The sequence below is a fragment of the Variovorax sp. 22077 genome (assembly GCF_052044195.1).
Lineage (GTDB): Bacteria > Pseudomonadota > Gammaproteobacteria > Burkholderiales > Burkholderiaceae_C > Variovorax > Variovorax atrisoli.
In genome coordinates, this window is the sequence record NZ_JBQEQC010000019.1 from 72357 (window position 1) to 95400 (window position 23044).

General features: G+C 68.7%; 26 protein-coding genes. 8 read left to right on the plus strand and 18 right to left on the minus strand.

From position 1 onward, the window contains the following. Window positions 1-52: 52 nt before the first annotated feature. From ACTJLF_RS24470 to modB, 3 genes are all read right to left on the minus strand, one after another. Complete coding sequence (locus ACTJLF_RS24470; protein ID WP_132799356.1) at window positions 53-844, minus strand: ABC transporter ATP-binding protein; 792 nt, start codon at window positions 842-844, stop codon at window positions 53-55. Then, complete coding sequence (gene modA, locus ACTJLF_RS24475; protein WP_440884070.1) at window positions 841-1590, minus strand: molybdate ABC transporter substrate-binding protein; 750 nt, start codon at window positions 1588-1590, stop codon at window positions 841-843. The genes ACTJLF_RS24470 and modA overlap by 4 nt, the downstream gene beginning before the upstream one ends. A 155-nt stretch (window positions 1591-1745) precedes the next feature. Continuing rightward, the gene (modB, locus tag ACTJLF_RS24480; protein ID WP_019656635.1) at window positions 1746-2429 is read right to left on the minus strand and encodes a molybdate ABC transporter permease subunit; all 684 of its coding nucleotides are present in this window, start codon (window positions 2427-2429) and stop codon (window positions 1746-1748) included. Between the two features lie 107 nt (window positions 2430-2536). Here modB and ACTJLF_RS24485 point away from each other — a divergent pair, with 107 nt between their 5' ends. Continuing rightward, the gene (locus ACTJLF_RS24485; protein ID WP_132799350.1) at window positions 2537-2794 is read left to right on the plus strand and encodes a hypothetical protein; all 258 of its coding nucleotides are present in this window, start codon (window positions 2537-2539) and stop codon (window positions 2792-2794) included. A gap of 4 nt (window positions 2795-2798) precedes the next feature. Next, the gene (locus ACTJLF_RS24490) at window positions 2799-3473 is read left to right on the plus strand and encodes a nitroreductase (RefSeq protein WP_309938152.1); all 675 of its coding nucleotides are present in this window, start codon (window positions 2799-2801) and stop codon (window positions 3471-3473) included. Here ACTJLF_RS24490 and tsaA read toward each other — a convergent pair. The 5 genes from tsaA to apbC form a co-directional block, all read right to left on the minus strand. Next, window positions 3434-3937, minus strand: a complete 504-nt coding sequence (tsaA, locus tag ACTJLF_RS24495; RefSeq protein WP_440884071.1) for a tRNA (N6-threonylcarbamoyladenosine(37)-N6)-methyltransferase TrmO — start codon at window positions 3935-3937, stop codon at window positions 3434-3436. The genes ACTJLF_RS24490 and tsaA overlap by 40 nt on opposite strands. Further along, window positions 3934-4281, minus strand: coding sequence for a winged helix-turn-helix domain-containing protein (locus tag ACTJLF_RS24500; protein ID WP_019656631.1), 348 nt, complete (start codon window positions 4279-4281; stop codon window positions 3934-3936). The genes tsaA and ACTJLF_RS24500 overlap by 4 nt, the downstream gene beginning before the upstream one ends. 100 nt (window positions 4282-4381) lie before the next feature. Next, window positions 4382-6079, minus strand: a complete 1698-nt coding sequence (locus ACTJLF_RS24505; protein ID WP_132753943.1) for an OFA family MFS transporter — start codon at window positions 6077-6079, stop codon at window positions 4382-4384. Window positions 6080-6233: 154 nt separating this feature from the next. Continuing rightward, window positions 6234-7178 carry a LysR family transcriptional regulator gene (locus tag ACTJLF_RS24510; protein ID WP_019656629.1) on the minus strand — a complete coding sequence of 315 codons (945 nt, stop codon included), beginning with the start codon at window positions 7176-7178 and terminating at the stop codon, window positions 6234-6236. A 16-nt stretch (window positions 7179-7194) separates the two neighbouring features. Further along, window positions 7195-8286, minus strand: a complete 1092-nt coding sequence (apbC, locus tag ACTJLF_RS24515) for an iron-sulfur cluster carrier protein ApbC (RefSeq protein ID WP_126183091.1) — start codon at window positions 8284-8286, stop codon at window positions 7195-7197. 85 nt (window positions 8287-8371) lie between these two features. Here apbC and ACTJLF_RS24520 point away from each other — a divergent pair, with 85 nt between their 5' ends. Beyond that, window positions 8372-9568, plus strand: a complete 1197-nt coding sequence (locus tag ACTJLF_RS24520) for a patatin-like phospholipase family protein (protein WP_019656627.1) — start codon at window positions 8372-8374, stop codon at window positions 9566-9568. Between the two features lie 56 nt (window positions 9569-9624). On the opposite strand, the gene ACTJLF_RS24525 is transcribed toward ACTJLF_RS24520, so the two are convergent. From ACTJLF_RS24525 to ACTJLF_RS24555, 7 genes are all read right to left on the minus strand, one after another. Next, window positions 9625-10125, minus strand: coding sequence for a hypothetical protein (locus ACTJLF_RS24525; protein ID WP_440884072.1), 501 nt, complete (start codon window positions 10123-10125; stop codon window positions 9625-9627). A gap of 138 nt (window positions 10126-10263) precedes the next feature. Next, window positions 10264-10623, minus strand: a complete 360-nt coding sequence (locus ACTJLF_RS24530; RefSeq protein ID WP_132753949.1) for a hypothetical protein — start codon at window positions 10621-10623, stop codon at window positions 10264-10266. Then, complete coding sequence (locus tag ACTJLF_RS24535) at window positions 10620-10865, minus strand: hypothetical protein (RefSeq protein ID WP_132753951.1); 246 nt, start codon at window positions 10863-10865, stop codon at window positions 10620-10622. Before ACTJLF_RS24535 ends, ACTJLF_RS24530 begins: the two co-directional genes overlap by 4 nt. 40 nt (window positions 10866-10905) lie before the next feature. Beyond that, window positions 10906-11595 carry a YceH family protein gene (locus tag ACTJLF_RS24540; RefSeq protein ID WP_019656623.1) on the minus strand — a complete coding sequence of 230 codons (690 nt, stop codon included), beginning with the start codon at window positions 11593-11595 and terminating at the stop codon, window positions 10906-10908. Between the two features lie 34 nt (window positions 11596-11629). After that, window positions 11630-12661, minus strand: a complete 1032-nt coding sequence (locus ACTJLF_RS24545) for an isocitrate/isopropylmalate dehydrogenase family protein (RefSeq protein WP_440884073.1) — start codon at window positions 12659-12661, stop codon at window positions 11630-11632. Between the two features lie 177 nt (window positions 12662-12838). Next, window positions 12839-13510, minus strand: coding sequence for a hypothetical protein (locus ACTJLF_RS24550; RefSeq protein WP_440884074.1), 672 nt, complete (start codon window positions 13508-13510; stop codon window positions 12839-12841). A 60-nt stretch (window positions 13511-13570) separates the two neighbouring features. After that, the gene (locus ACTJLF_RS24555; protein WP_440884075.1) at window positions 13571-14212 is read right to left on the minus strand and encodes an LpxA family transferase; all 642 of its coding nucleotides are present in this window, start codon (window positions 14210-14212) and stop codon (window positions 13571-13573) included. 91 nt (window positions 14213-14303) lie between these two features. On the opposite strand from ACTJLF_RS24555, the gene metG reads away from it, so the two are divergent. Both metG and ACTJLF_RS24565 read left to right on the plus strand, forming a co-directional pair. Then, window positions 14304-16406 carry a methionine--tRNA ligase gene (gene metG, locus ACTJLF_RS24560; protein ID WP_354412481.1) on the plus strand — a complete coding sequence of 701 codons (2103 nt, stop codon included), beginning with the start codon at window positions 14304-14306 and terminating at the stop codon, window positions 16404-16406. 25 nt (window positions 16407-16431) lie between these two features. Continuing rightward, window positions 16432-16653 (plus strand): hypothetical protein, encoded by a 222-nt coding sequence (locus ACTJLF_RS24565; protein ID WP_019656618.1) that lies wholly within the window; start codon window positions 16432-16434, stop codon window positions 16651-16653. Between the two features lie 22 nt (window positions 16654-16675). On the opposite strand, the gene ACTJLF_RS24570 is transcribed toward ACTJLF_RS24565, so the two are convergent. Next, the gene (locus ACTJLF_RS24570) at window positions 16676-18388 is read right to left on the minus strand and encodes an enoyl-CoA hydratase-related protein (RefSeq protein WP_440884076.1); all 1713 of its coding nucleotides are present in this window, start codon (window positions 18386-18388) and stop codon (window positions 16676-16678) included. Window positions 18389-18501: 113 nt separating this feature from the next. Next, window positions 18502-18963, minus strand: a complete 462-nt coding sequence (locus ACTJLF_RS24575) for an Lrp/AsnC family transcriptional regulator (protein ID WP_126024803.1) — start codon at window positions 18961-18963, stop codon at window positions 18502-18504. A gap of 102 nt (window positions 18964-19065) precedes the next feature. Between ACTJLF_RS24575 and ACTJLF_RS24580 the strand changes: the two genes are divergently transcribed. Then, window positions 19066-21336 carry an aminotransferase class V-fold PLP-dependent enzyme gene (locus ACTJLF_RS24580; protein ID WP_440884077.1) on the plus strand — a complete coding sequence of 757 codons (2271 nt, stop codon included), beginning with the start codon at window positions 19066-19068 and terminating at the stop codon, window positions 21334-21336. 32 nt (window positions 21337-21368) lie between these two features. Here ACTJLF_RS24580 and ACTJLF_RS24585 read toward each other — a convergent pair whose 3' ends face one another. Further along, window positions 21369-21845, minus strand: a complete 477-nt coding sequence (locus ACTJLF_RS24585) for a hypothetical protein (RefSeq protein ID WP_019656614.1) — start codon at window positions 21843-21845, stop codon at window positions 21369-21371. A 70-nt stretch (window positions 21846-21915) separates the two neighbouring features. On the opposite strand from ACTJLF_RS24585, the gene ACTJLF_RS24590 reads away from it, so the two are divergent. Together ACTJLF_RS24590 and ACTJLF_RS24595 are read left to right on the plus strand one after the other, a co-directional pair. Then, a complete protein-coding gene (locus ACTJLF_RS24590; protein WP_019656613.1) occupies window positions 21916-22122 on the plus strand; it encodes a DUF3460 family protein in 207 nt (68 codons plus the stop codon). A gap of 79 nt (window positions 22123-22201) precedes the next feature. Beyond that, entirely contained in the window at window positions 22202-23038 is an 837-nt protein-coding gene (locus ACTJLF_RS24595) for a segregation and condensation protein A (RefSeq protein WP_019656612.1), read from the plus strand. Window positions 23039-23044 lie beyond the last annotated feature (6 nt).

The window sequence follows — 23044 nt, forward strand, 5'->3', positions numbered from 1 at the left end:
TCAAATTGAATCGGGACATGCGGCGATTCAAAAAGGAAATGAACGGGCCGCCTCAGGCTCCCCGCGTGTCCCGCATCAGCAGCCCCCTCAACTTGCGCCGCAACGGCGTGTCTTCCACGAGGCGGGCACCGGCCGCCTCGTGCAGCGCGAAATCGCGGCTCTCGGCGTTGTGCAGGTCGATCTCGCGCACCACCCGGCCTTCGCTGTAGACGAAAGCCACGTCGGCCAGCGCGAGGACGTCCTCGATGTCGTGCGTGATCATCAGCACCGGAATGCCCCACTGCCTGCGCACCTCGGCGAGTTCCTCGCGCAGTTCGGCGCGCAGCATGGGGTTGAGGGCGGCGAAGGGCTCGTCGAGCAGCAGCACCTGGGGTTCGCAGGCCAGGGCGCGGGCGAGCGCCACGCGCTGCCGCTGGCCGCCCGAGAGGGTCTGCGGACGGCTCTCGGCCAGGGCGGCGAGGCCGAAGTTCTCGAGCAGTGCGTGGACGCGCTCGGCATCCTTCGCGGCGGGCTTGGGGCGGTGCCATGCGGTCAGGCCGAAAGCCACGTTCTCGCGCACGCTCAGGTGCGGGAACAGCGCGTAGTCCTGGAAGAGGTAGCCGATGCGCCGCGCCGGCGCGGGCACGTCGATGCCCTGCGCCGAGTCGTACAGCGTGCGGCCGTCTAGCCTCACGTGGCCCGAACTGGGATGCAACAGGCCGGCGATGGCCTGCAGGGTGAGCGACTTGCCCGCGCCCGACGGGCCGTAGAGCGCGGCAAAGGGCACGTCCGTCGCGAAACGCACCGCGAGATCGAAGCGCCGGCGGCCGTCGGCCACCGTGAGCTTCAGATCGACGTCGATCATGGCTTGCCGAATCCGTAGCGCGCGAGCACTTCCTGCGCGGCGGGCGTCGCCAGGAAGGCGATGAAGTCGCCGGCCAGCGCCTTCTGCCTGCTCTCGGCGACCACGGCGATCGGATAGCTCACGGGCGTGTGGCCGGTGGGCGTGAAGGCGATCCTGACCTTGTCGCCGGCGATGGCCGCGTCAGTGCGATAGACGAAGCCGGCCTCGGCCTCGCCGCGGCTCACGTAGTCGAGCACCTGACGCACGCTGTCGGCCTGCACGAACTTGGGCTCGAGCGTGGTCCAGAGGTTGGCGCCGTCGAGCACCTGCCTGGTGTAGCGGCCGACCGGCACGGTCGCGACCTTGCCGACGGCGATCTTCTTGACATTGGCACCGCTGAGGTCCTGCAGCGATTTCAGGCCCACGCCTTCCCTGGCGGGCTCGATGAGCACCAGGCTGTTGGTCACGAAGTCCTTGCGCGTGGCGGCATCGATGGCCTTTTGCTCGACGCCGCGGTTCATCGTTTCCTGGTCGGCGCTGGCGAACACGTCCACCGGCGCGCCCTGCCCGATCTGCTGCAGCAGCACGCCCGAGGCCGCGAAGTTGAAGCGCACCGACGCGCCCGCCTTGGCGGCCTCGAACTTCGGTCCGATCTCCTTGAACGCGTCGGTCAGGCTCGCGGCGGCGGACACGGTGATCTGCTGCGCGGCGGCAGCCAGCGGCAAGCCCAAGGCAACGACGAAGGACAAAAGACGCAACGGACGCATGATGATCTCCAGGAATTGATAGGGAGCCGAGGATTGAAAAGAGACCCCTTCCCCTTCGGGGAACACCGCGGAACCGGCTTTGCCGGGCCGCAGGTGTTGCCCCCTGCAAGGGGGTTGGCGTAGCGACACGAAGTGCGCGAAGCCTGGGGGTGTGCTCATTTCAGCGAAAAGAAGCGGTTCGACAGCACCAGCACGGTGATCGACAGCAGCGAGGTCACGACGACCAGCAGCAGCGCGAGGTCGTCGTGCCCGGCCTGCACCGCGTCGTAGATAGCCATCGACAGCGTCTGGGTCTGCTTCGGAATGGAGCCGGCCACCATCAGCGAGGCGCCGAACTCGCCCATGGCGCGTGCGAAGGCGAGCAGCGTGCCGGCCAGGATGCCGGGCCATGCCAGCGGCAGCGTGACGCGCAGGAACACCGAGAACGGCGACTGCCGCAGCGTGCTGGCCGCGGCTTCGAGCGAGCGGTCCACGCCCGCGAAGGCCGCGCTGGCCGACTTGAGCACCAGCGGCAGCGCCACCACGGCCGAGGCGACCACGGCGCCGTGCCAGCTGAAGATGATGGTGTAGTCGAAGTGCTCGCGCAGCCAGGCGCCCAGCGGGCTGCGGCGGCCGGCCGCAACGAGGATGGCGTAGCCGATCACCGTGGGCGGCAGCACCAGCGGCAGCATGAATACGGCTTCGAGGACGTTGCTGCCGAAGAATTTCTTGCGCGCGAACACCCAGCCCAGCGCCACGCCCACGATCAGCGCCAGCACGGTCGCCACGGCGGCGACCTTGAGCGACAGCACCAGCGGGAACCAGTCGGTCGAGGCGATGAGCGAATTCGTCGTGTTCATGGAAATACGGCGCGATTGTTACACGGAGACGCCTCAGGTTCCCACGAGGATGCGCAATCCGATGAGTCTTCATATACTGCGGGATACAGCGTAGGAGACCACAGCCCATGCGCACTTCCGCCCACGACGCCGTCGTCCGTTCGATCTCGGGCCGGCTGGAGCTTCGCCATCGCGTGACACAGGTACGGGAATGGCGCATCGAACGCACCATGGACGCCGCCGGCTTCGTGCTGTCCATCACGGGCGCGGACGGCGCGAGCCAGTCGTTCTTCGTGGGCGCCACCGATGCGGGCGACATCGGCGAGGTGCTGCGCCGCGAAGCGGCATGGGCCGACGCCGGCACGTCGGCCATCAAGGAGCAATGACACCATGTGGCGGCACATGACAGGCGCGGAGCGCATTCTCGAAGTCCTGCTGACGCGCAGGTCTGTATCGCCGCGCCGGCTGGAGCAGCCCGGCCCGAATCCGGACGAGCTCGACGCGATCATCCAGGCCGGCCTGCGTGCGCCCGACCACGGCGGCCTGCATCCGTGGCGCGTCATCGAGTTCCGCCACCAGAACCGGGAGGCTCTGGCATGGTGCTTCGAGCAGGAAAAGCTCCGGCGCGATCCGCTGGCCAGCCCAGCCGACCTCCGGCGCGCGCGCGAGCACGCCACGCGACCACCGTTGTTGCTGGGCTTCGTCGTGTCGCCACAAGAGCGCAGCAAGATCCCGGCGCGCGAGCAATGGCTGGGTGCAGGCGCCGCACTGGGAAACCTGCTGAGCGCCGCGCACCAACTGGGTTACGGCGCCATCGTCCTGAGCGGTGAGCGCTGCTTCGACGAGACGCTGGCGCGTCAGGTGGGCGTGCTGCCGGGCGAGTACCTGGCAGGCTTCATCAGCGTGGGCAGCATCCGAGAGGCGCCGCCAGAGGCGCGCGAGGTGCTGTCGCAGAGCGTGTGGTCATGCTGGCAAGGCTGGCAGGAGCGGCCACCGGGCCCGGACAACGACGCAGATCCGGGCGCTCAGCCCATCCTGCCGTCGGAGCGGGTGCGCGGCAGCTGATCGAGCCTGTCGCCGAACCAGCCGACGCGCGTGGTCTGCCTCGCATCGAACTTCGGCACGTAGGGCTTGATGTCGAGCACGGGCGTACCGTCCATCATGTCGTTGCCGCTGAAGTGCAGCGTCGTGCCTTGCACCGACGTGAGCCGAACGATCGACAGGCCCAGCCGGTTCGGCCGGGCCGGCGCGCGGGTCGCGAAGACGCCGTGCGACGCATTGCCCTGCTCCAGGAAGGGCACCACCTCGAGCCGCTCGTGCGCGCACTGGTGCAGGTGCGTGACCAGGATCAGGTAGTCGAAGCCCTCGATGTCGCGCAGGCCCGGCGCGAATTCGGCGAAGACCTCGACGCGCCCCGCTTCATCGGGCGCACCGGCGGTCTGGATCGGCATGCCGGTGGCTTCGGTGAAGCGGCTTCGCACGACGCCGACCGGGCGGCAGACCACGTCGGCATGGGCTTCGGAGCTCATGGCGCCAACAGCCGCGTCAGCGCCCGGATGTCGGCCGCGGCGGCAAGGCGCGCGGCGTTCTCGATGGCCCGGTAGTGCTTGACGATCTCTTCGCCGACCGGCGTGAGCGCCGTGCCGCCGCCGCGCGAGCCGCCTGCCGCCGTATTCACGGCCGGCGATGCCAGCGACTGGTTCATCTCGTCGATCAGCATCCAGGCCCGGCGGTACGACATGCCCAGCAGCCGGGCGGCCGCCGAGATCGAGCCGGTCTCGGCCACGGCTTCGAGCACCGCGATCTTGCCGGGGCCGATGGCGATGGCGTCGTCCCGGTAGACGCGCAGGCGGAACTGGACTTTGGATTTCATGTGGGCGCCAAGCGTAAACCAATGCTGGGCGCCATTGTCCGCCTGCAGCGGCTTGCAGCCGGGGCGCACCGCTGGCGCCGCCGCCTGCCGCCGCCGGCCGTCAGTTGAAGAACTTGGCGGCGCTCACCAGCGTCTTGTAGACGCCCCAGGCCAGCGGAATGCCCACCGCCAGCCAGGCCAGCGCGACGACCGCCGGGCTCACCGTGTCGGCGCGGCCCGAGCCGCTGCCCACTTCGGCGGCCGAGGCCTTCTCGTGCGCCAGCTTCTTCTCGACGGCCAGTTCCTCGTCGCTCATGAAGTGCTTGTCGGCCACCGGGCGCACCAGCAGGTTGGCGATGAAGCCGATCACCAGCATGCCCACGAGGATGTACATGGTCTGGTTGTAGACCTGCTCGCGCGGCAGGCCCAGGCCCAGCTGGTACTCGCGCATGTAGTTCACCACCACCGGACCGAGGATGCCGGCCGTGGCCCACGCCGTCAGCAGGCGGCCATGGATGGCGCCCACGAACTGCGTGCCGAACAGGTCGGCCAGATAGGCCGGCACGGTGGCGAAGCCGCCGCCATACATCGACACGATCACGCAGCACGCGCCCACGAAGAGCAGCTTGCTGCCCGCGCCGGCGGAAGAGGGAATGCTCGCGTACAGGATGCCGCCGAGCACGAAGAACACCGTGTAGGTGAGCTTGCGGCCCAGCTTGTCCGACATGCTCGCCCACACGAAGCGCCCGCCGATGTTGAAGAGCGACAGCAGCGCGGTGAAGCCGCCCGCCACCGCCGCGATGGCTGCGAGCTGGGTCTTGTCGAGCTCGCCGTACCTGGCCGGCAGCTCGATCAGCGCGCCGCCGAACACTTCCTGCAGCATGGGCGAGGCCATGCCGATCACGCCGATGCCCGCGCTCACGTTCATGCACAGCACCAGCCACACGAGCCAGAACTGCGGAATGCCCCAGACCTTCTTCACGTGCACGTGGCGCTGCGTGATCATGGCGTTGCTCGTCTGCGCCGGCGGCGGCGTCCAGCCTTCGGGCTTCCAGCCCGATGGCGGCACGCGGTAGCCCAGCGCGCCGGCCATCATGAAGACGAAGTAGCCGATGGCCATGACCACGAAGGTCTGCATCACGCCCACGTCGGTGGCGGTGGAGAAGCGCTTCATCAGGTCGACCGCCAGCGGCGAGCCGATCATCGCGCCGCCGCCGAAGCCCATGATGGCCATGCCGGTGGCCATGCCGCGGCGGTCCGGGAACCACTTGATCAGCGTGCTCACCGGAGAGATGTAGCCCAGGCCCAGGCCGATGCCGCCGATCACGCCCGAGCCGAGGATCATCAGCCAGAACTGGTGCAGGTGGATGCCCAGTGCCGACAGCAGCATGCCGCCGCACCAGCACAGCGCCGACACCACGCCGGCCTTGCGCGGGCCCGCGCGTTCGAGCCAGCCGCCCCACAGGGCCGCCGAGCAGCCGAGGAAGACGAAGAACAGGGTGTACATCCAGCCGAGGGTGGCCACGCGCCAGTCGCAGGTGGTGGCGAAGAGCTCGGCGAAGAAGCTCATGTCCTTGGCGCAGGCCTGGGCGCCGGTGCCGGCGGTGCCCAGCGCCTTCGACAGCGGCAGCCAGAACACCGAGAAGCCGTAGGCCATGCCGATGCACAGGTGGATGGCCAGTGCGGCCGGTGGAACGAGCCAGCGGTTGAAGCCGGGGCCCGCGATGATGCGTTCTTTTTCGAGGAAGCCGGGTTGCGTCTGCGCCCCTCCTCCGACCACGCGTTCTCCATCGAGAACGCCTGCAGATGAACCTGCCATATTTCTCCTTGTTCGCCGGATGTGTAAGTTTTTGCTAATCCGGGGCGCGGAGTGTCTGCGAACGGTTTAAGCGCCGTCAAATTCGATCAGGGCATGGCCTGATTCAATAACTAAATGAGAAGGGCCCTGGCTGGCCCTCGGGGCCCTGCCGCGATCAATCGCCCAGCGAGCCCTCGTGCGCCTGCAGATGCGCTTGCCACTCGGTCGCCTGCATGAACGCCAGCGCAGCTTCGAGGGCCCGCGAGGCACGAACGCCGTCCTGCGTCATGAAGCCGATGGGCGTGCGCACGTCCGGCCCCACAAGCGGCAGCGCCTCCAATTCGCGGTGGGTGCGCACGGCATCCACCATGCCGCCGGGCAGCACGCTGCAGACCTTGCCCGCGCTCACTGCGAGTGCGAGTGCGAGCACCGAGTTGGTCTCGATGGCCGGATTCACCGGCGCGCCCGCCTCGCGCAGCGCCTGGTCGACGATGGCGCGGTTGTGCATGTCGGAGGTCAGCAGGCACAGCGGCAGCTTGCCCGCTTCGGCCCACGACATCGGCTGGCCGATGCGCAGCTGGTCGGACGAAGGCTTCTTCGCGCGGCGCAGCAGGAAGTAGTGCTCCACGCTCTGCGGCCACGCGGCGAGCTTGATGCCCGGAAGATGCATGCGCTCGGTGTAGCCCAGCGCGAGATCGATGGAGAGGTTCTCCAGGCCCGTCTCCAGGTCCTGCGAGCTCATCGAGAGCACGGCCGGCACGATGCCCGGGTGCCGCTCCTGCAGCATCGCCGCAAAGCGCGAGAGCATCGGGATCGCGGTGGGCACGGCCGCCATGCGCAGGCTGCCGTGCGGGTTGTCCGCGTCGCTGCGCAGCTCCTGCAGCAGCACCTCGTTGTCGCGCAGCATGCGCTGCGCCGTGGCCAGCACGCGCTCGCCCTCGTGCGTGAGGCCCACGTACACGCGGGCCCGCTTGACGATGACGACGCCGAACTCGGTCTCCAGCGCGCGCAGCGCATTTGACAGCGCCGGCTGCGTGATGTGGCAGGCCTGGGCCGCGCGGCCGAAGTGCTTGTGCTCGTTCAGCGCCACCAGGTAGCGCATCGAGGCGAGCAGGTTCATCGGGAAAGGCCGTTCTTCAGGTGTTCTTGCTGATCGAGATCGTCGGGAACTTCGCGGAGAAGTCCTTCGCCTTCTCGGCGATGCCCACCGCCACGCGGCGTGCGACCGCCTTGTAGATGCCGGCGGCCTCGCTGTCAGGGGAGGACACCACGGTGGGCGCGCCGCTGTCGGCCTGCAGGCGGATGTTGATGTCCAGCGGCAGCGCGCCCAGGTAGTCCATCTGGTATTCGGCCGCCATCTTCTTGCCGCCATCGGCGCCGAAGATGTGCTCGGCATGGCCGCAGTTCGAGCACACGTGCACAGCCATGTTCTCGACGATGCCCAGGATCGGCACGCCGACCTTCTCGAACATCTTGATGCCCTTCTTCGCGTCGAGCAGCGCGATGTCCTGCGGCGTGGTGACGATCACCGCGCCCGTCATCGGCACGCGCTGGCTCAGCGTGAGCTGGATGTCGCCGGTGCCCGGGGGCATGTCGACGACGAGGTAGTCGAGGTCCTTCCAGTTGGTCTGGCGCAGCAGCTGCTCCAGCGCCTGCGTGGCCATGGGGCCGCGCCAGATCATGGCCTGGTCCTGGTCGACCAGGAAGCCGATCGACATGACCTGCACGCCGTGGCGCTCCATGGGCTCCATGGTCTTGCCGTCGGCGCTGTCGGGGCGGCCTTCGATGCCCATCATCATGGGCTGGCTGGGGCCGTAGATGTCGGCGTCGAGCAGGCCGACGGTGGCGCCCTCGGAGGCCAGCGCCAGCGCCAGGTTGGCGGCGGTGGTGCTCTTGCCCACGCCGCCCTTGCCCGAGGCCACCGCGATGATGTTCCTGACGTTGGGCATCAGCTGCACGCCGCGCTGCACGGCATGGCTGATGACCTTGGTGACGATGTTCACCGACACGTTCTCCACGCCCGGCAGCGCCTTGGCGGCTGCCACCAGCTCCCTGCGGATGGCCGCATGCTGGCTCTTGGCCGGGTAGCCGAGTTCGAGGTCGAACGAGACGTCGCCCTCCGAGACCTGGAGGTTCTTGAGCGAGCGGGTCGCCGCGAAAGGCTTGCCGGTGTTAGGGTCCTGGACGGCCTTGAGCGCCTCCATGAGCCCTTCTGGGGTGAGTGCCATTGATCAAACTCCTGAATGGCCGGTAGTCTAAGGCGCTCGCCAAGCCGGCACCCCGAGCCCATCCAATAGCCCGACAACGAACAAAATGCCCGACACCAGCCCCGTCACCGGCCTTCTGCTCACCGGGGGCGGCGCCCGGGCCGCCTACCAGGTCGGCGTGCTGGAAGCCATCGCCGCGATCCGCCGAGCGGCCGGCACGGCAATCACCGGCACCGCCAACCCCTTTCAGGTCATCACCGGCACCTCGGCCGGTGCCATCAACGCGGCGGCGCTGGCTTGCGGCTGCGACGACTTCGACTACGTGGTCGGCCACATCGCCGACGTCTGGAGCCGGTTTCGCGCCGAGCAGGTGTACCGCGCCGATTCGCTCTCGGTGATCGGCAGCGGCACGCGCTGGCGCATGCTGCTGGGCTTCGGGCGCTTCGCGGCCAACTGGATGCGCATCAAGCCGAAGTCGCTGCTCGACAACACGCCGCTTTCCGAACTGCTGCAGCGCATGGTGCTGCTCGAGCGCCTGCCGCAGCTCATGCAGGAAGGTCACCTGCAGGCCCTGGCCGTGACCGCGTCGAGCTACAGCTCGGGCGAGCACGTCACCTTCTTCGAGGCGGCGGTTCCCATGGAGCCATGGGTGCGTTCGCAGCGCCTGTCGGTGCGCGACCGCATCACGCATGCGCACCTGCTGGCTTCGTCGGCCATTCCCTTCGTGTTCCCGGCCACTGCCCTGCCGATGCAGGGCCACACCGAATACTTCGGCGACGGCTCGATGCGGCAGTCGGCGCCGATCGCGGCGGCCATCCACCTCGGCGCACAGCGCATCGTGGTGATCGGCGCGGGCCGCATGCACGAGCCGCGCGACGCCACCGCGCCCAACACCCACAGCGGCTATCCGACCATGGCGCAGATCGCGGGCCATGCGCTGTCCAGCATCTTCCTCGACGCGCTGGCGGTGGACATCGAACGCCTGCGCCGCATCAACCACACGCTCGGGCTCATTCCAGAGGAGGCGCGCGCGGCGAGCACGCTGCGCCCGCTCGACCTACTGGTGATCTCGCCTTCGGAGCGCCTCGACGTGATCGCGGCGCGCCACGTGGATGCCCTGCCCGGCGCGGTGCGGCATCTGCTGGGTGGTTCGAAGGTCGCCGCCGACGTGAAGGGCGGCGCGCTCGCGAGCTACCTGCTGTTCGAATCGGGCTACACGCGCGAGCTGATGGCGCTGGGGCGCGCCGACACGATGAAGCAGCGCGACGAGGTGCTGCGTTTCTTCGGCTGGAACGCGGCGTAGCGGCAGGTGCGACGCCCGGCGCTTGCGCACGCCGGTCGCGATGGACCCGCCGAAGATCAGTCTGAACGTGCCGATGTCCGGGAGCCGGGCTCTGCCCCCGCGGATGGCACCGGCATCATCGAGCGCAACAGCAGAGCTACCGCGCAGACGATCGGCGCCAGCGCAAGCAGGCGCCCGGGCTCGAAGGCCAGCCCTGCCGCCACGCCGACGGCGCAGCCGATCCTGATCCAGGGTGCGACAGCCTCCCAGCCGCGCCGATGCGTGAAGGCAAAGCCGACGAGCGCTATCCAGCCGTAGAGGCCACCCAGAACGGAGAAGACCCAGCTCAGCAGGTAGTAGACGGTATCGAGGTCACGGAACACGATCGCCGTGCCCAGGCTCTGCCAGGTGTGGCGCCAGCCGTCGAAGAGGAAGAAGCCGGTGGCCGAAGCAGCCCACCAGAAGAAGGCATACAGGCTCGCAATGCCGGCCAGCGCGGCGAGCCATGCGAGCGCACGGCGCGTGATGTCGTCGAAGGGCGTGTGGTCGCGCCAGGCGATGGTGTGTCCGTTGTCCATTCGGGGCTCCAGTGGTTTTCGCAATGGAGGCCGAAGTTAGGCACCGGATGTGCGGGCTGCGTGAAGCCCGTGTGAAATGAGGTGAGCAGAGGATGCTGTTGCGCGAACGCTGCCTTGCCATCTCTCCCGACGTCAGTGCTAACGGAAAAGCGCGATGAACGCGCAGGCGCCGGCAACGAACCAGCCAGCCCTTGCCGCATTGCCCGCGCTTTCCCGGGAGATCGGATACAGCTTCGCGCGCCTCCAGGCCAGCACGTTGAAGGCCGCCACGAGCACCACCCCGCTCGCGAACAGAAGCCCCGAATGCAGCACCAGCGCGCCGATCAACGAGCCCATGAAGATCACGATACCGGCTATCCAGATGCCGCTGTTGGTGCTTGCCAGCACATGCGAAAGACCGCCGCAGACCGAGCATTCGGCCGGGGTCGCACGGCCGGACCAGCGCTTGGCGAGACTTTTGATGCCGGGAGCCTTGCAGTGCGGGCAGACGTGTTTCACGCGTGGAGCAGCGCGATGGCGAGGCCGACAACGATGACGACCATGGCCAGAAGTATTTGGAAGTGGGCGATGCAGAACATCACCGCTTCGGGCACGTAGCTGGAAAACAAACGAAGGCGATCCGCCACGCGATTGCCTCGCGGAAGCACTGCGGCGATCAACAGAGGCACCACGGTGAACACGAGACCCAGCGCGACCAATAGCGCCGCGGCCTTGAGCAGAAAGGGCAGCGGGATCTTCATCGACGCAAGACGTCAGCCGAATGGTGAATGCACTGGACGCTCACCCCGCCTCCGAAATCCCCAGCTCCGCGCACACCCGCCCCAGCAGCGCCTTCAGCGACGCCACCTCGGCCTCGAGACGCGCCACGTTGGCCTTGAGCGCCGCGACCTCGCCCAGCGACACGTCGTGCGCCGCCTGGGCAGCATCCGGCGCCGCGCCGGCGCCTCGCATGCTTTCCTCGGGCGGCGGGCCGCTCAGCAGATGCGCCCAGCGGCTCTCGCGCGCGCCGGGCAGGCGCGGCAGCTTCACCACCAGCGCGCCGGCCGGGCGCTCGGCGAGTTCGTCGAGGAAGCCCTCGACCGAGGAGATGTCGGCGAAGTTGTGCATGCGGTCGCAGGCGATGCGCAGTTCGCCTGCGGTCTGCGGGCCGCGCAGCATCAGCACGGTGAGCAGGATCACCGACTGCGACGGAATGCGCAGCACTCGGTCGATGTTGTGCTCGTAGCGGAAGGCGCGCCCGCCGCTGGTCTCGGCCACGAGGCTGTAACCGCGCAGGCTGTCGATGGCGGCCTGCACCTGCGACTCGGTGAGTTCGAGCACAGGGTTGCGGCTGGTCTTCTGGTTGCAGCCCGACACCAGCGAGTTGAGCGTGAGCGGATAGCTGTCGGGCACGGTGCGCTGCTTTTCGGCGAGCACGCCGAGCACGCGGGTTTCGACCAGGGAAAGGACTGGAAGTGCTGTCGATGACATGGAAGCTCGGAAAGAACGACGAGGACGGCGCGGCTCAGGCGCCCTTGATGCGGCTGACCAGCGCCTTGGTGAACGCCTCGGTGCCCGCCGTGCCGCCCAGGTCGCCGGTGCGCACCTTGTCGATGTTCAGGGTCTCGTCGATGGCGGTGCGCAGGCGCGTGGCCAGTTCGGGCAGCCTGACGTGGTCGAGCATGAGCGCGGCGGCCAGCAGCAGCGCGGTCGGATTGGCGATGCCCTTGCCGGCGATGTCGGGCGCGGAGCCGTGCACGGCCTCGAAGATCGCCGCGTCGGTGCCGATGTTGGCGCCGGGCGCCATGCCCAGGCCGCCGACCAGGCCGGCCACCAGGTCGGACAGGATGTCGCCGAACAGGTTGGTCGTGACCAGCATGTCGAACTGCCAGGGGTTGAGCACCAGCTTCATCGCGCAGGCGTCGATGATGACCGTGTCGAGCTCGAATCTGCCCTTGTATTTCTTCTCGTAGAGGTCCAGGCCGGTCTCCAGGAAGATGCCCGTGAGCGCCTTCATGATGTTGGCCTTGTGCACGAGCGTGACCTTTTTGCGGCCGGTGGCGATGGCGGTCTCGAAGGCGTACTCGAGCAGCCGGCGGCTGCCCTGGCGGGTGTTGATGCCGGTGGCCATCGCCACGGCATGCGGGTCGCCGTCGATGGGCACGTAGTGCTCGTGGCCGATGTAGAGGCCCTCGAGGTTCTCGCGCACCACCGTCAGGTCGATCTTGTCGAAGCGGCCGCCCGGGATGATGGTGCGCGCGGGTCGCAAGTTCGCGTACAGCTGGAATTCCTCGCGCAGCCGCACGTTCGACGAGCGGTAGCCGCCGCCCGAGGGCGTCTCCAGCGGCCCCTTCAGGGCCAGCCGGGTCTTGCGGATGCTGTCGAGCGTGGCCTGCGGCAGCGGATCGCCCGAAGCCTTGACGCCGCCCAGGCCGGCGATCTGCGTGTCCCAGGCGAAGGGCGCCTTCAATGCGTCGAGCGCGGCCAGCGTGGCGTCGACGATCTCGGGGCCGATGCCGTCGCCGGGGATCAGGGTTGCGGGAATGGGAGTGGTCATGGTTGGGCGCTCAGGTCGATTGCAGGAATGCTTGCGGAAACCGCCGCCCGGCCACGTGCACATCGCTTGCCATCGGATGCGGCACGCCCGCCGGGCGATCTCCGGCGGGAATCATCCCACGGCAAGGTGCCGCGGCGTAACCAAGGCCTTATTCCCGGTCGGCCTCCCGCCGGCCGCTCAACGCTCTTCCAGGCCGTCGAGTTCGTAGCTGAAGAGCGGCTCGCCCTTGGAGGTCTTCACCTGCATCTTGATGACGCCGTACTCCGGCGCATACCAGGAGTCGACCGAGTTGTCCGACCCGCGCGAGCTCAGGTGGCAGACGTTCTCGAAGGTGCGGGGGTTGTAGTTCGGCTTCAGTTCCAGGTTCTCGAAGCCGACGAAGACATGCTCGGACTGGTACCTCCTGCCGAAGTCGAAGGCCTCGCTGCCCTCCTTCGTCGTCCTGGTGCCCTTGCCCGTCAGCTTGAAGGTGCCGCCCGGCCTGGCATCGGCCGGGACCTCGGGGAACGGCGCGGCGAAGATTTCCTTGATGACGACCTTGCTGGCGTCGCCGCCCAGGCCCGCGATGCCGTACTGCTCTGAACCCAGCCGCTGGCGGCCGGTCTCGTCGAAGTACTTCACGCTCTTGACGCCCTCGTCGATGCTCACCACGCCGATCGCGGCCTTGCCCGCGAACTGGCCCTTGACGATCCGGACCTTCGAGCGGTCGCTCAGCGTGTAGGCCACGCCGGGCTTGAGCCTGAAGCAATCGGCGAAAGACGGTGCTGCGGCCAAGGCGCTGCCGCTTGCTGCGGCAGCGAATGCCGCGCCCACGATCGCCTTGAAAACGAATGACTTGCTGCTGTGCATGGGTTCCTCCCTGTTTTTGGAGGGCGGATGATGCCACGCACGCCGGGCGGGTTCGTCTGCTCAGCGCGCGGCGTCCGGCGCCTCCTGGTCGAGCAGCGAAGCGCGACCGACCACGGTGGCGGGCCGCAGCAGCGCCCCGGGCGCGATCACCGCATTGGCCCCGATGCGCGCCCCATCCCCGATCAGCGCACCGAACTTCTCGCAGCCCGTGCCCTGCAGCGCCCCGCCCTCGCCGCTGCGAGCGAGGATCTGCTTGTCCGCCCGCTCGTTGCGGTGGTTGCAGACGATGCTGCCGGCTTCCAGGTTCACGCCCGCGCCCACCACCGAGTCGCCGACGAAGTTGAAGTGCGCGAGCGCGGTGCCGGCGAAGACGAAGGACGACTTCAGCTCCACGCCAGGCCCGATGCTGCAGCGGGCGTCGATCCAGTTGCCGCCGCGCAGGTAGGCGCCCGCCGCCACGAAGCAGCCCGCGCCGAGGATCAGCGGCCCCTTGAGCACCGCGCCCGGCTCGACCCGGGCGTCGCGGTGGATGGCGATATCGCCCTCGATGGCGTAGTCGCCGGCGGGCAGCCCGGCCAGCAGCCGCCGCACGATCTCGGGGGCGCGCGGCGGCAGTTCCCAGGGCAGCGAGGCGCGCCATGGCGCCAGGGGCGAGCCGGCGAATCCGGCGATGTAGTCGGCGAGGTCGATGGCGTGGGGCATGGGGTCGATGCTGCCACCGAAGGCACCCGAAAGCCGCGCGACCTAAAATGCCCGGTTCCCCCGTCAGCCACTTCCGAAAGCGCCCTCCCCGATGTCCGCCCCGCGCAAGCTCTTCGTCACCACCGCCCTGCCGTACGCCAACGGCAAGTTCCACATCGGCCACATGATGGAGTACATCCAGGCCGACATCTGGGTGCGGAACCAGCGAATGAACGGTGCCGACGTCAACTTCGTGTGCGCCGACGACGCCCACGGCGCGGCCATCACCATCGCGGCCGACAAGGCCGGCGTGACGCCGCAGGCCTTCGTGGCGGAGATCGCGGCGGGCCGCAAGCCCTACCTCGACGGCTACTACATCTCCTTCGACAACTGGCACTCGACCGACGCGCCCGAGAACCACCAGCTCGCGCAGGACATCTACCGCGACCTGCGCGCCAACGGCCTCATCAGCACCAAGAGCGTCGAGCAGTTCTACGACCCTGAAAAGGGCATGTTCCTGGCCGACCGCTTCATCAAGGGCGAGTGCCCCAACTGCCATTCGAAGGACCAGTACGGCGACAACTGCGAGGTGTGCGGCGCCGTGTATGCGCCCACCGAGCTGATCAACCCCTACTCGGCCCTCTCGGGCGCCAAGCCAGAGCTGCGCAGCTCCGAGCACTTCTTCTTCAAGCTGTCGGACCCGCGCTGCGAGGCCTACCTGAAGGAATGGACCGCCGCCCCCGGCCACGTGCAGCCCGAGGTGCAGAACAAGATCCGCGAGTGGCTCTACAAGGACGACGAGGGCAAGGGCGGCCTCGGCGACTGGGACATCAGCCGCGACGCGCCCTACTTCGGCATCGAGATCCCCGATGCGCCGGGCAAGTACTTCTACGTGTGGCTCGACGCCCCCGTGGGCTACCTGGCCTCGCTGAAGAACCTGCTGGACAAGCGCTGCATCGAGCTGGGCGGCGACGGCATCTCGTACACCGAGTACATGGCCGACCCCGACCTGGAGCAGGTGCATTTCATCGGCAAGGACATCATCACCTTCCACACGCTGTTCTGGCCCGCGATGCTGCACTTCAGCGGCCGCAAGGCGCCCGACGCGGTGTACGTGCACGGCCACCTCACGGTGAGCGGCGAGAAGATGAGCAAGAGCCGCGGCACCGGCATCGACCCGCTCAAGTACCTGTCGATCGGGCTCGATCCCGAATGGCTGCGCTACTACATCGCCGCCAAGCTCAACGGCCGCAATGAAGACATCGACTTCAACCCCGAGGACTTCGTCGCGCGCGTCAACAGCGACCTCGTGGGCAAGTACATCAACATCGCCAGCCGCGCCGCGGGCTTCATCGGCAAGCGCTTCGGCGGCAAGCTGGGCGAGGTCTCGGCCGACGGCGATGCGCTGCTGTTCACGCTGCGCGACGCGGCGGCGCAGCTGCATTCGCTCTACGACGGCCGCGACTACGCACGCGCGCTGCGCGAGGTGATGGCGCTGGCCGACAAGGTCAACGAATACGTCGACCAGAACAAGCCCTGGGAGCTGGCCAAGAAGGAAGGCGCCGAGGCGCGCCTGCACGACGTGTGCACCGTGTGCATCGAAGCCTTCCGCCTGCTCACGCTGTACCTGAAGCCGGTGCTGCCGGCGCTGGCCGTGAACGTCGAGGCCTTCCTGAAGATCCAGCCGCTGTCGTGGGCCGACGCCGCGCAGCCGCTGCCCGTGGGCCACGCCATCGGCGAGTACAAGCACCTGATGCAGCGCGCCGACGCCAAGCTGGTGGACAAGCTCTTCGACGCGCCCGAGCCCGCCGCCGCAGCAGCCCCTGCCGCGGCACAGGAGGCCGCGGAGCTGCCGGGCGGCGAGGCCATCGCGCCCACCATCACCATCGACGACTTCGCGAAGATCGACCTGCGCATCGCGAAGATCGTGGCCTGCGAGAAGGTCGAGGGCTCCACCAAGCTGCTGCGCCTGACGCTGGACGCGGGCGAAGGCAAGACCCGCAACGTGTTCAGCGGCATCGCCTCGGCCTACCAGCCCGAGCAGCTGGTGGGCAAGCTCACGGTGCTGGTCGCCAACCTCGCGCCGCGCAAGATGAAGTTCGGCGTGAGCGAAGGCATGGTGCTGGCCGCCAGCCACGGCGACGAGAAGGCACACCCGGGCATCCACGTGCTCGAACCCTGGCCGGGCGCGACGCCGGGCATGCGGGTCCGCTGAGCGGATTCGGGAAAAAGGAACCGCCATGACCGCACTGCTGCGCCGACCACTGCTGCGCCGCCTCCTCCTGCTTGCGTCGCTACCGGCCCTGCTGGGCGGCTGCGCGGTGGTGACGGTGGCCAGCACGGCGGTGAGCGTCGGCGCCGGCGCGGTCGGGCTCGCGGCGGATGCGGCGATCGGCACCGCGCGCATCACGGGCAAGGCCGTGGGCGCGGCGGCCGATGCGGTGATTCCCGACAGCCAGTGAGCCGGCAAGGCTCTCGGTAGATTCAGTCCGCCAGGCCCAGCCGGGCAATGTGCGGCGGCGTGTTCGACGCCTTCTCCTTTCGCACGAACGCCGACCTGAGCCCTGCATGCGGCTCGCGCGCGTCGAAGAAGTTACGGCGCATGTGGACGAGCTCCTCGTCGCGGTAGCGCTGCAGCGGCTTGATCGACTCGTCCTGCCCGCGCATCGCCTTCTTGCGCTCGATGCGATCGGCCAGCTCCGGCGATGCGGCCAGCTCCGCCGCCAGCCGGGCCACTTCGACCCCCAGCTCCTCGGGCGCGGCCTGCAGCACGCGCTCCGCCATGCCGAGCTCGACGGCGCGCGTGGCGCTCACCGGCAGCGCCGACTGCGTGAGACGCAGCGCCTCGCTCTCGCCCACGCGGCGCGGGAGGATGTAGGTCCAGTATTCCGAGCCGTGCAGCCCCATCAGCCGGTAGTGCGGGTTGAGCACGGCGCCGTCGCGGCACCAGACCTCGTCGGCCGCCAGCGCGAGCATCACGCCGCCGGCAGCGGCGTTGCCGCCGAGCGCCGACACGGTGAGCCGGTCGGTGGTGGTGAGCACCGCCTCGACGAGATCGTTCATCGCATGGATGTTGGCCCACGACTCCTCCGACGGATCTTCGGCCGCCTCGATCACGTTGAGATGGATGCCGTTGGAGAAGAAGTCGCGCATGCCGCCCAGCACCAGCACCGAGGTCGGCCGGGTGCGGGCGAAGCGATACGCCTCCAGCAGCCGCCGGCACTGTGCGGTGCTCATCGCGCCGCCCGGGAAGCTGAAGTTCAGAACGCCGACCGCACCCTGCTCCACGTAGCGGATGTCGGCCCAGGTGCGGCGCCCCGCCGGCAGCTGCAGCGGCGCCGGCACCTCGGGCACCTCGAAGGGCAGCAGATCGCCGAGCGCCTCGACGGCCGGCAGCTTGTAGCTCGGCAGGCGAGAGCCGGTCTCGCGCCAGGGCCGCAGCTGCAGGATCCACACCGCCCCGTCGACGGTCGCGCGGCAGATGGCGCCGGCGCGGGTGGCGATCAGCTCGCCGGGCCGGCCGCGCAGTTCGTCCTCGGGATGGCCGCCGTGCAGGTACCAGCGCGCGCCCAGCAGTTCGTCGAGCACGCCGGGCTGCGAATCGGCCGCGCGAAGCTTGCGCAGTACCGTCTCGGTGGTGTCGCAGGCCCAGTCGATGCGCCGCTGCTCCTGCTTCATGAAGGGCCGCCAGCCGGCGGCGAGCGCCTCGGCCTCCTGCCTCTGCGGCTTGTGCCTGCCCGAGGCGAAGCGCTCGACGGCGAGCAGCACCGCGTCGAGCGCCGCGTCGGCCACCTCGCCGCGGTAGAGATCGCTCTTGCCGGCCAGCGGCGGCAGCCTCAGCGGCGACCACGCCCAGACATCGCCCGCGTCCATCTCGGCCACGGCCTCGAGCACGGTCACGCCCCAGCTCTCGGCGCCGCCCTGCAGCGTCCAGTCCAGCGACGAGGGCCCCCGGTCGCCCGGCGGGCCGGGATGCACGATCAGGCAGGTGTGGGCGCGCCAGATGTCCTCGGGGATCGCGGTGGTCAGCATCGGCGCCAGGATGAGCTGCGGCGCATGCACGCGCACCGCCTCGCGCAGCGCGCCGTCGTTGCCGAGGGCCAGCGTCACGCCGACGGTGTGCCCGCGGTCCTGCAGCTCGGCCAGAACCCGTTGCGTCAGGCTGTTGAACGCGCTCGCGACAAGCAGGATGTGCATCGACGGCCCCCGGTAATGTCGGTGACGAAATGTCAACGAATGTCAAAAATGTATCTGCAAGCCTCCTTCCGGATAAGTTGACTGAAAGTTCGCACGCGGGCCCGGCAACACACTCACTCGACGTACGAGAGCGGCAGCGCGGTGGTGAACTTGATCTCCTCCATCGCGAAGCTGGAGCTCACGTCCGACAGGTCGGTGTCGGCGGTCAGGCGCTTGTAGACCTTGTCGTAGGCGGCGATGTCGGGCACGACCACGCGCAGCAGGTAGTCGATGTCGCCGCTCATCCGGTAGAACTCGACCACCTCGGGAATCACGTCGACCACCGCCTTGAAGTGGTCGAACCACGCCTGCGAATGCGTGCGGGTGCGCACGGCGACGAAGACGGTGACGCCCACGTTCACCTTCTGCGGGTCGACCAGCGTCACGCTGCGGGTGATCACGCCGGCCTCCTTCAGGCGCTGGATGCGCCGCCAGCATGGCGTCTGCGAAAGGCCGACCCGTGCGGCCAGTTCTGCGACCTGCCATTCGGCGTTCTGCTGCAGCAGTTCGAGGATCTTTCGATCCATGGAATCTATTTTTATCTTCTTCATATTTCTGAGACCAGGATTCTCAAATACTGAAGATATGGAGCCTGGAACGCAAGCCTTTTCCTGCCGATGGTTTGCAGAATCGTCGTCATGGAAATCTATCTGGACGCCAACGCCACCACCCCCGTTCTGCCCCAGGCACGCGCCGCAGCGCTCGCCGCCATGGCCGGCGACTTCGGCAACCCGAGCAGCATCCACACCACCGGCCTGAAGGCCCGGGCGCTGATGGACACCGTGCGCGCCCGCGCCCGCCGGGCGATCGGCGCGCCCTCGGGGCAGCTGCTGTTCCTCAGCGGCGCGACCGAAGGCATCCAGACCGCCGTGCTCTCGGCCCTGAGCGCGCTGCGCGCCCGACGCCAGGCCGGCGATGCGGCCGCCGAGCTGCTGCTGTACGGCGCGACGGAGCACAAGGCCGTGCCCGAGGCGCTCAGGCACTGGAACACGCTGCTGGGCCTGGACCTGCAGGTGCTGGCCATTCCCGTGGGCCTCGACGGCCGCCACGACCTGGGCTGGCTGCGCGCTCATGCGTCGCGCGCCGGCATGGTCTGCACGATGGCCGCCAACAACGAGACCGGGGTGGTGAGCGACCTCGACGGCATCGCCGCTGCGCTGGCGAACAGCCCGGCGCTGTGGATGGTCGACAGCGTCCAGGCCCTCGGCAAGCTGCCGCTGTGGCTGGGCGAACGGCCCATCGACTACGCGCCCTTCTCCGGCCACAAGCTCTACGCGCCCAAGGGCATCGGCATGCTGTACGTGCGCCAGGGCGCTCCCTTCACGCCGCTGATGGCCGGCGGCGGCCAGGAAGACTCGCTGCGCTCGGGCACCGAGAACATGTCGGGCATCGCGGCGCTGGGCGCCGTGCTGGAGGCGCTCGAAGAGGGCCGGACCTTCCAGGACCACTGCACGCTCGCTTCCTATCGCGACCGGCTTGCCGCCGCATTGCAGGACGCGTTTCCGGGGCTGGTGTTCAACGCACCGCCCGAGCTGGCCCTGCCGACCACCCTGAACTTCTCGGTGCCCGGACTGAGCTCGAAGCTGCTGCTGGACCTGTTCGATGCCGCCGACGTGCGCATGAGCGGCGGCTCGGCCTGCGGCGCGTCGAAGGCCCGGCCGAGCTACGTGCTGGAAGCCATGGGGCTGCCGGCGTGGCGCACCGCCTCGGCGGTGCGGCTTTCCTTCGGCCCGGCCGCGGACGACGGCTTCATCGACGAGGCCTGCGCCCGCATCGCGGCATGCGGTGAATCGCTGCGCGAGAGCTGCCTGGGCACCGCGCCGCAGAGCCACGCGCTGCCGCCCGACCGGCTGACCCGCTTCGTGGTGGACGGCGCCTGCTGCTACCTGCTGGCCGACGCCGCCAGCCGCCGCTGCGTGGTGGTCGATCCGCTGCCCGAACTCACCGGCCAGCTCACGCAATGGCTCGGCTGCCACCGCTACACGCTGGCCGCCGTGCTCGACACGCACAGCCACGGCGACCATGCCTCGTCGCGGCCCGAGCTGCTCGCCGCAGTGCCCCCATCGCAACGCGAGGCCGGCCCCGTGGACGCGCTCGGATGGCCGCAGGGCGCGCAGCAGATCGAGCTCGGCAGCCAGCGGCTCACGCGGCTGGCGCTGCCCGGCCACACCGCCGACTCCACCGCCTACCTGCTGCACGACGCCGGCGGCCTGCGCCTGGCCTTCGTCGGCGACACCGTGATGCCCGGCGCGCTCGGCCGCAGCGACTTCGCACAGAGCGAGCCGCTGGCCTACGGCCCCTCGCTGCTGCAGCTGCAGCAGGCGCTGCGGCCCGATACGCTGATGCTGCCGGGCCACGACTACGACGACCGCTTCGCCGCCACGCTGGACACCGAATGCGCGGCCCAGCCGCTGCTCAGGCAGCTTCTCTGCGGCGCCCTCGACGCGGCCGGCTTCGCAAGCGCCAAGGAAACACTGGAGCGCGGCCTGGCGCTCACGGCGTACCAGACCATGGCCTGCGGCGCCCGGGTCGACACCTGCACCGCAGGCCCCGCCGTCGACCTGAAGCCCGAGGCTCTGGCAGCCCTGCAGCAGGCGCACCCCGGCCTGGTGCTGGTCGACGTGCGCGAGCCCTACGAGCAGCGCGTCGGCCACGCTCCGGTGCTGGATGCGGCGGCCCAAACGCAGGCAGTGCCGCTGTCGAGGCTGCCCGATGCCCTGCCAGGCTGGCTCGCGCTGCCCGAGGAGACGCCGGTGGTGTTCTTCTGTCGCAGCGGCAACCGCAGCGCGCAGGCCGCCAGGGCGCTGCGCAGGCTGGGACATTCACAGGCCTGGAGCCTGTCGGGCGGGCTCGCGCTGTGGCCGCGGGAGCCGTCGGCCGAAGACCTCCTGCACGCGCAGGCGGCCTGATCCTCGATGGCGAGGCGCGATCGGACGGGTCGCTAGGGCGCCTCGGTGCCCCTGTCGGGCGAGGAGCCGCTGCGCACCACGCGCTGGTCGTCGTCGAGCGTGGCGGTGAAGACCATCGGCGAATTCGGCGGCTGCACCCATCGCCATTCCCATTCAGTCTCGCGCCGCAGCGCGTAGGGCGTGACCTTCGCGGGCTTGCCCAGCATCTTGCGCAGGTCTTCCATCATCATGCCGGGGTGCACCTTCGCGAAGTTCTCGGGCGTGAGCACCTGGCGCAGGGCGCTCATCTTTCCGTCGGTGCCGATGGTGATCATGTAGTTCTTCTGGCCCGCGGGCTGGCGGTTGTACTCGAACACGCGGGCGCCGCCCGCGCCGTCCCAGATGTTCTCGGGCTGGCCGAAACGGGCCCGCACGTCGGCCTCGGTGGAGACGCCTTCCTCCAGCTCGCTGATGTTCTTCGAGTCGCACGCGGCGAGCCCGATCGCCGCCGCCAGGCATCCGATTGCCATGCCGATCCGCCATCCTCGAATTTGCTTCATGCCGTCCCCGGTAAAATTCGCGCCAACAAAGGTCCAGTCTATGTCCATCTTCCGCCGCCCCCACTACACCTCCGAGATCACGAACTTCATCGAGGAGATGAAGGAAAAGAAGCCGACGCTGGAGGCCGAACAGCGCGCCGGCCGCGCCCTGCTGTGGGACAAGCACCTCGACCGCAGCCTGCTGCAGGAGTACAGCGAAGCCCGCGTGCCCCAGCAGCCCTACGTCTACCAGACCCGCACCAAGTAACCTATCAGCCGATGCCGAACTGGCAGCAAATCCCCGTCCGCATTGCGTCGGCCGCTATTGAAACGGTAGCGCCGGCACGATGAACAGCGACGAGGACAACGGCACCCTGGTGGTCGACATGCCCGAGGTGGTCGACCAGGTCGCGCTCGCGAGGCTCTACGGAGAGCCGCTCTTCGCGATGCCGAAGGACCTGTACATCCCGCCCGAGGCGCTGCAGGTGTTCCTGGAGGCCTTCGAGGGCCCCCTCGACCTGCTGCTCTACCTGATCCGCAAGCAGAACTTCAACATCCTCGACATCCCGATGGCGGGGCTCACGCGGCAGTACCTGAGCTACGTCGACGAGATCCGCCAGAGCAATCTTGAGCTCGCGGCCGAGTACCTGCTGATGGCCGCGATGCTGATCGAGATCAAGTCGCGCATGCTGCTGCCGCCCAAGAAGGTGGCCGACGGCGAAGAGGCCGAAGACCCGCGCGCCGAACTCGTGCGCCGCCTGCTCGAGTACGAGCAGACCAAGCTGCAGGCCGCCGCCATCAGCGCCATGCCGCAGTACGGGCGCGACTTCTGGAAGGCGCAGGTCTACATCGAGCAGTCGCTGAAGCCGCGCTTTCCCGACGTGGACGTGATCGAGCTGCGCGACGCGTGGGCCGACATCATGAAGCGCGCCAAGCTCGTGCAGCACCACAAGATCTCGCGCGAGGAGCTCAACGTGCGCGAGCACATGAGCATCGTGCTGCGCCACCTGCAGGGGCAGCGCTTCGTGGAGTTCGAGAAGCTCTTCGACGTGTCGCGCGGCGTGCCGGTGCTGATCGTCACGTTCATCGCGATGCTGGAGCTCGCGAAGGAGACGCTGATCGAGATCACGCAGGCGGAAGCCTTCGCTCCCATCTACGTCCGGCTGGCGTACTCACCTTCCTGATCCATC

Coding starts and splice junctions, on each gene's coding strand:
- ACTJLF_RS24570 (WP_440884076.1), bottom strand. CDS start 18,388: ATGCACATCCTGCTTGTCGCGAGCGCGTTCAACAGCCTGACGCAACGG.
- ACTJLF_RS24525 (WP_440884072.1), bottom strand. CDS start 10,125: ATGGACAACGGACACACCATCGCCTGGCGCGACCACACGCCCTTCGAC.
- ACTJLF_RS24580 (WP_440884077.1), top strand. CDS start 19,066: ATGGAAATCTATCTGGACGCCAACGCCACCACCCCCGTTCTGCCCCAG.
- ACTJLF_RS24500 (WP_019656631.1), bottom strand. CDS start 4,281: ATGAAATCCAAAGTCCAGTTCCGCCTGCGCGTCTACCGGGACGACGCC.
- ACTJLF_RS24490 (WP_309938152.1), top strand. CDS start 2,799: ATGTGGCGGCACATGACAGGCGCGGAGCGCATTCTCGAAGTCCTGCTG.
- ACTJLF_RS24505 (WP_132753943.1), bottom strand. CDS start 6,079: ATGGCAGGTTCATCTGCAGGCGTTCTCGATGGAGAACGCGTGGTCGGA.
- ACTJLF_RS24540 (WP_019656623.1), bottom strand. CDS start 11,595: ATGTCATCGACAGCACTTCCAGTCCTTTCCCTGGTCGAAACCCGCGTG.
- ACTJLF_RS24470 (WP_132799356.1), bottom strand. CDS start 844: ATGATCGACGTCGATCTGAAGCTCACGGTGGCCGACGGCCGCCGGCGC.
- ACTJLF_RS24565 (WP_019656618.1), top strand. CDS start 16,432: ATGACCGCACTGCTGCGCCGACCACTGCTGCGCCGCCTCCTCCTGCTT.
- tsaA (WP_440884071.1), bottom strand. CDS start 3,937: ATGAGCTCCGAAGCCCATGCCGACGTGGTCTGCCGCCCGGTCGGCGTC.
- apbC (WP_126183091.1), bottom strand. CDS start 8,286: ATGGCACTCACCCCAGAAGGGCTCATGGAGGCGCTCAAGGCCGTCCAG.
- metG (WP_354412481.1), top strand. CDS start 14,304: ATGTCCGCCCCGCGCAAGCTCTTCGTCACCACCGCCCTGCCGTACGCC.
- ACTJLF_RS24510 (WP_019656629.1), bottom strand. CDS start 7,178: ATGAACCTGCTCGCCTCGATGCGCTACCTGGTGGCGCTGAACGAGCAC.
- ACTJLF_RS24485 (WP_132799350.1), top strand. CDS start 2,537: ATGCGCACTTCCGCCCACGACGCCGTCGTCCGTTCGATCTCGGGCCGG.
- ACTJLF_RS24550 (WP_440884074.1), bottom strand. CDS start 13,510: ATGCACAGCAGCAAGTCATTCGTTTTCAAGGCGATCGTGGGCGCGGCA.
- ACTJLF_RS24555 (WP_440884075.1), bottom strand. CDS start 14,212: ATGCCCCACGCCATCGACCTCGCCGACTACATCGCCGGATTCGCCGGC.
- modA (WP_440884070.1), bottom strand. CDS start 1,590: ATGCGTCCGTTGCGTCTTTTGTCCTTCGTCGTTGCCTTGGGCTTGCCG.
- modB (WP_019656635.1), bottom strand. CDS start 2,429: ATGAACACGACGAATTCGCTCATCGCCTCGACCGACTGGTTCCCGCTG.
- ACTJLF_RS24520 (WP_019656627.1), top strand. CDS start 8,372: ATGCCCGACACCAGCCCCGTCACCGGCCTTCTGCTCACCGGGGGCGGC.
- ACTJLF_RS24545 (WP_440884073.1), bottom strand. CDS start 12,661: ATGACCACTCCCATTCCCGCAACCCTGATCCCCGGCGACGGCATCGGC.
- ACTJLF_RS24535 (WP_132753951.1), bottom strand. CDS start 10,865: ATGAAGATCCCGCTGCCCTTTCTGCTCAAGGCCGCGGCGCTATTGGTC.
- ACTJLF_RS24595 (WP_019656612.1), top strand. CDS start 22,202: ATGAACAGCGACGAGGACAACGGCACCCTGGTGGTCGACATGCCCGAG.
- ACTJLF_RS24585 (WP_019656614.1), bottom strand. CDS start 21,845: ATGGCAATCGGATGCCTGGCGGCGGCGATCGGGCTCGCCGCGTGCGAC.
- ACTJLF_RS24590 (WP_019656613.1), top strand. CDS start 21,916: ATGTCCATCTTCCGCCGCCCCCACTACACCTCCGAGATCACGAACTTC.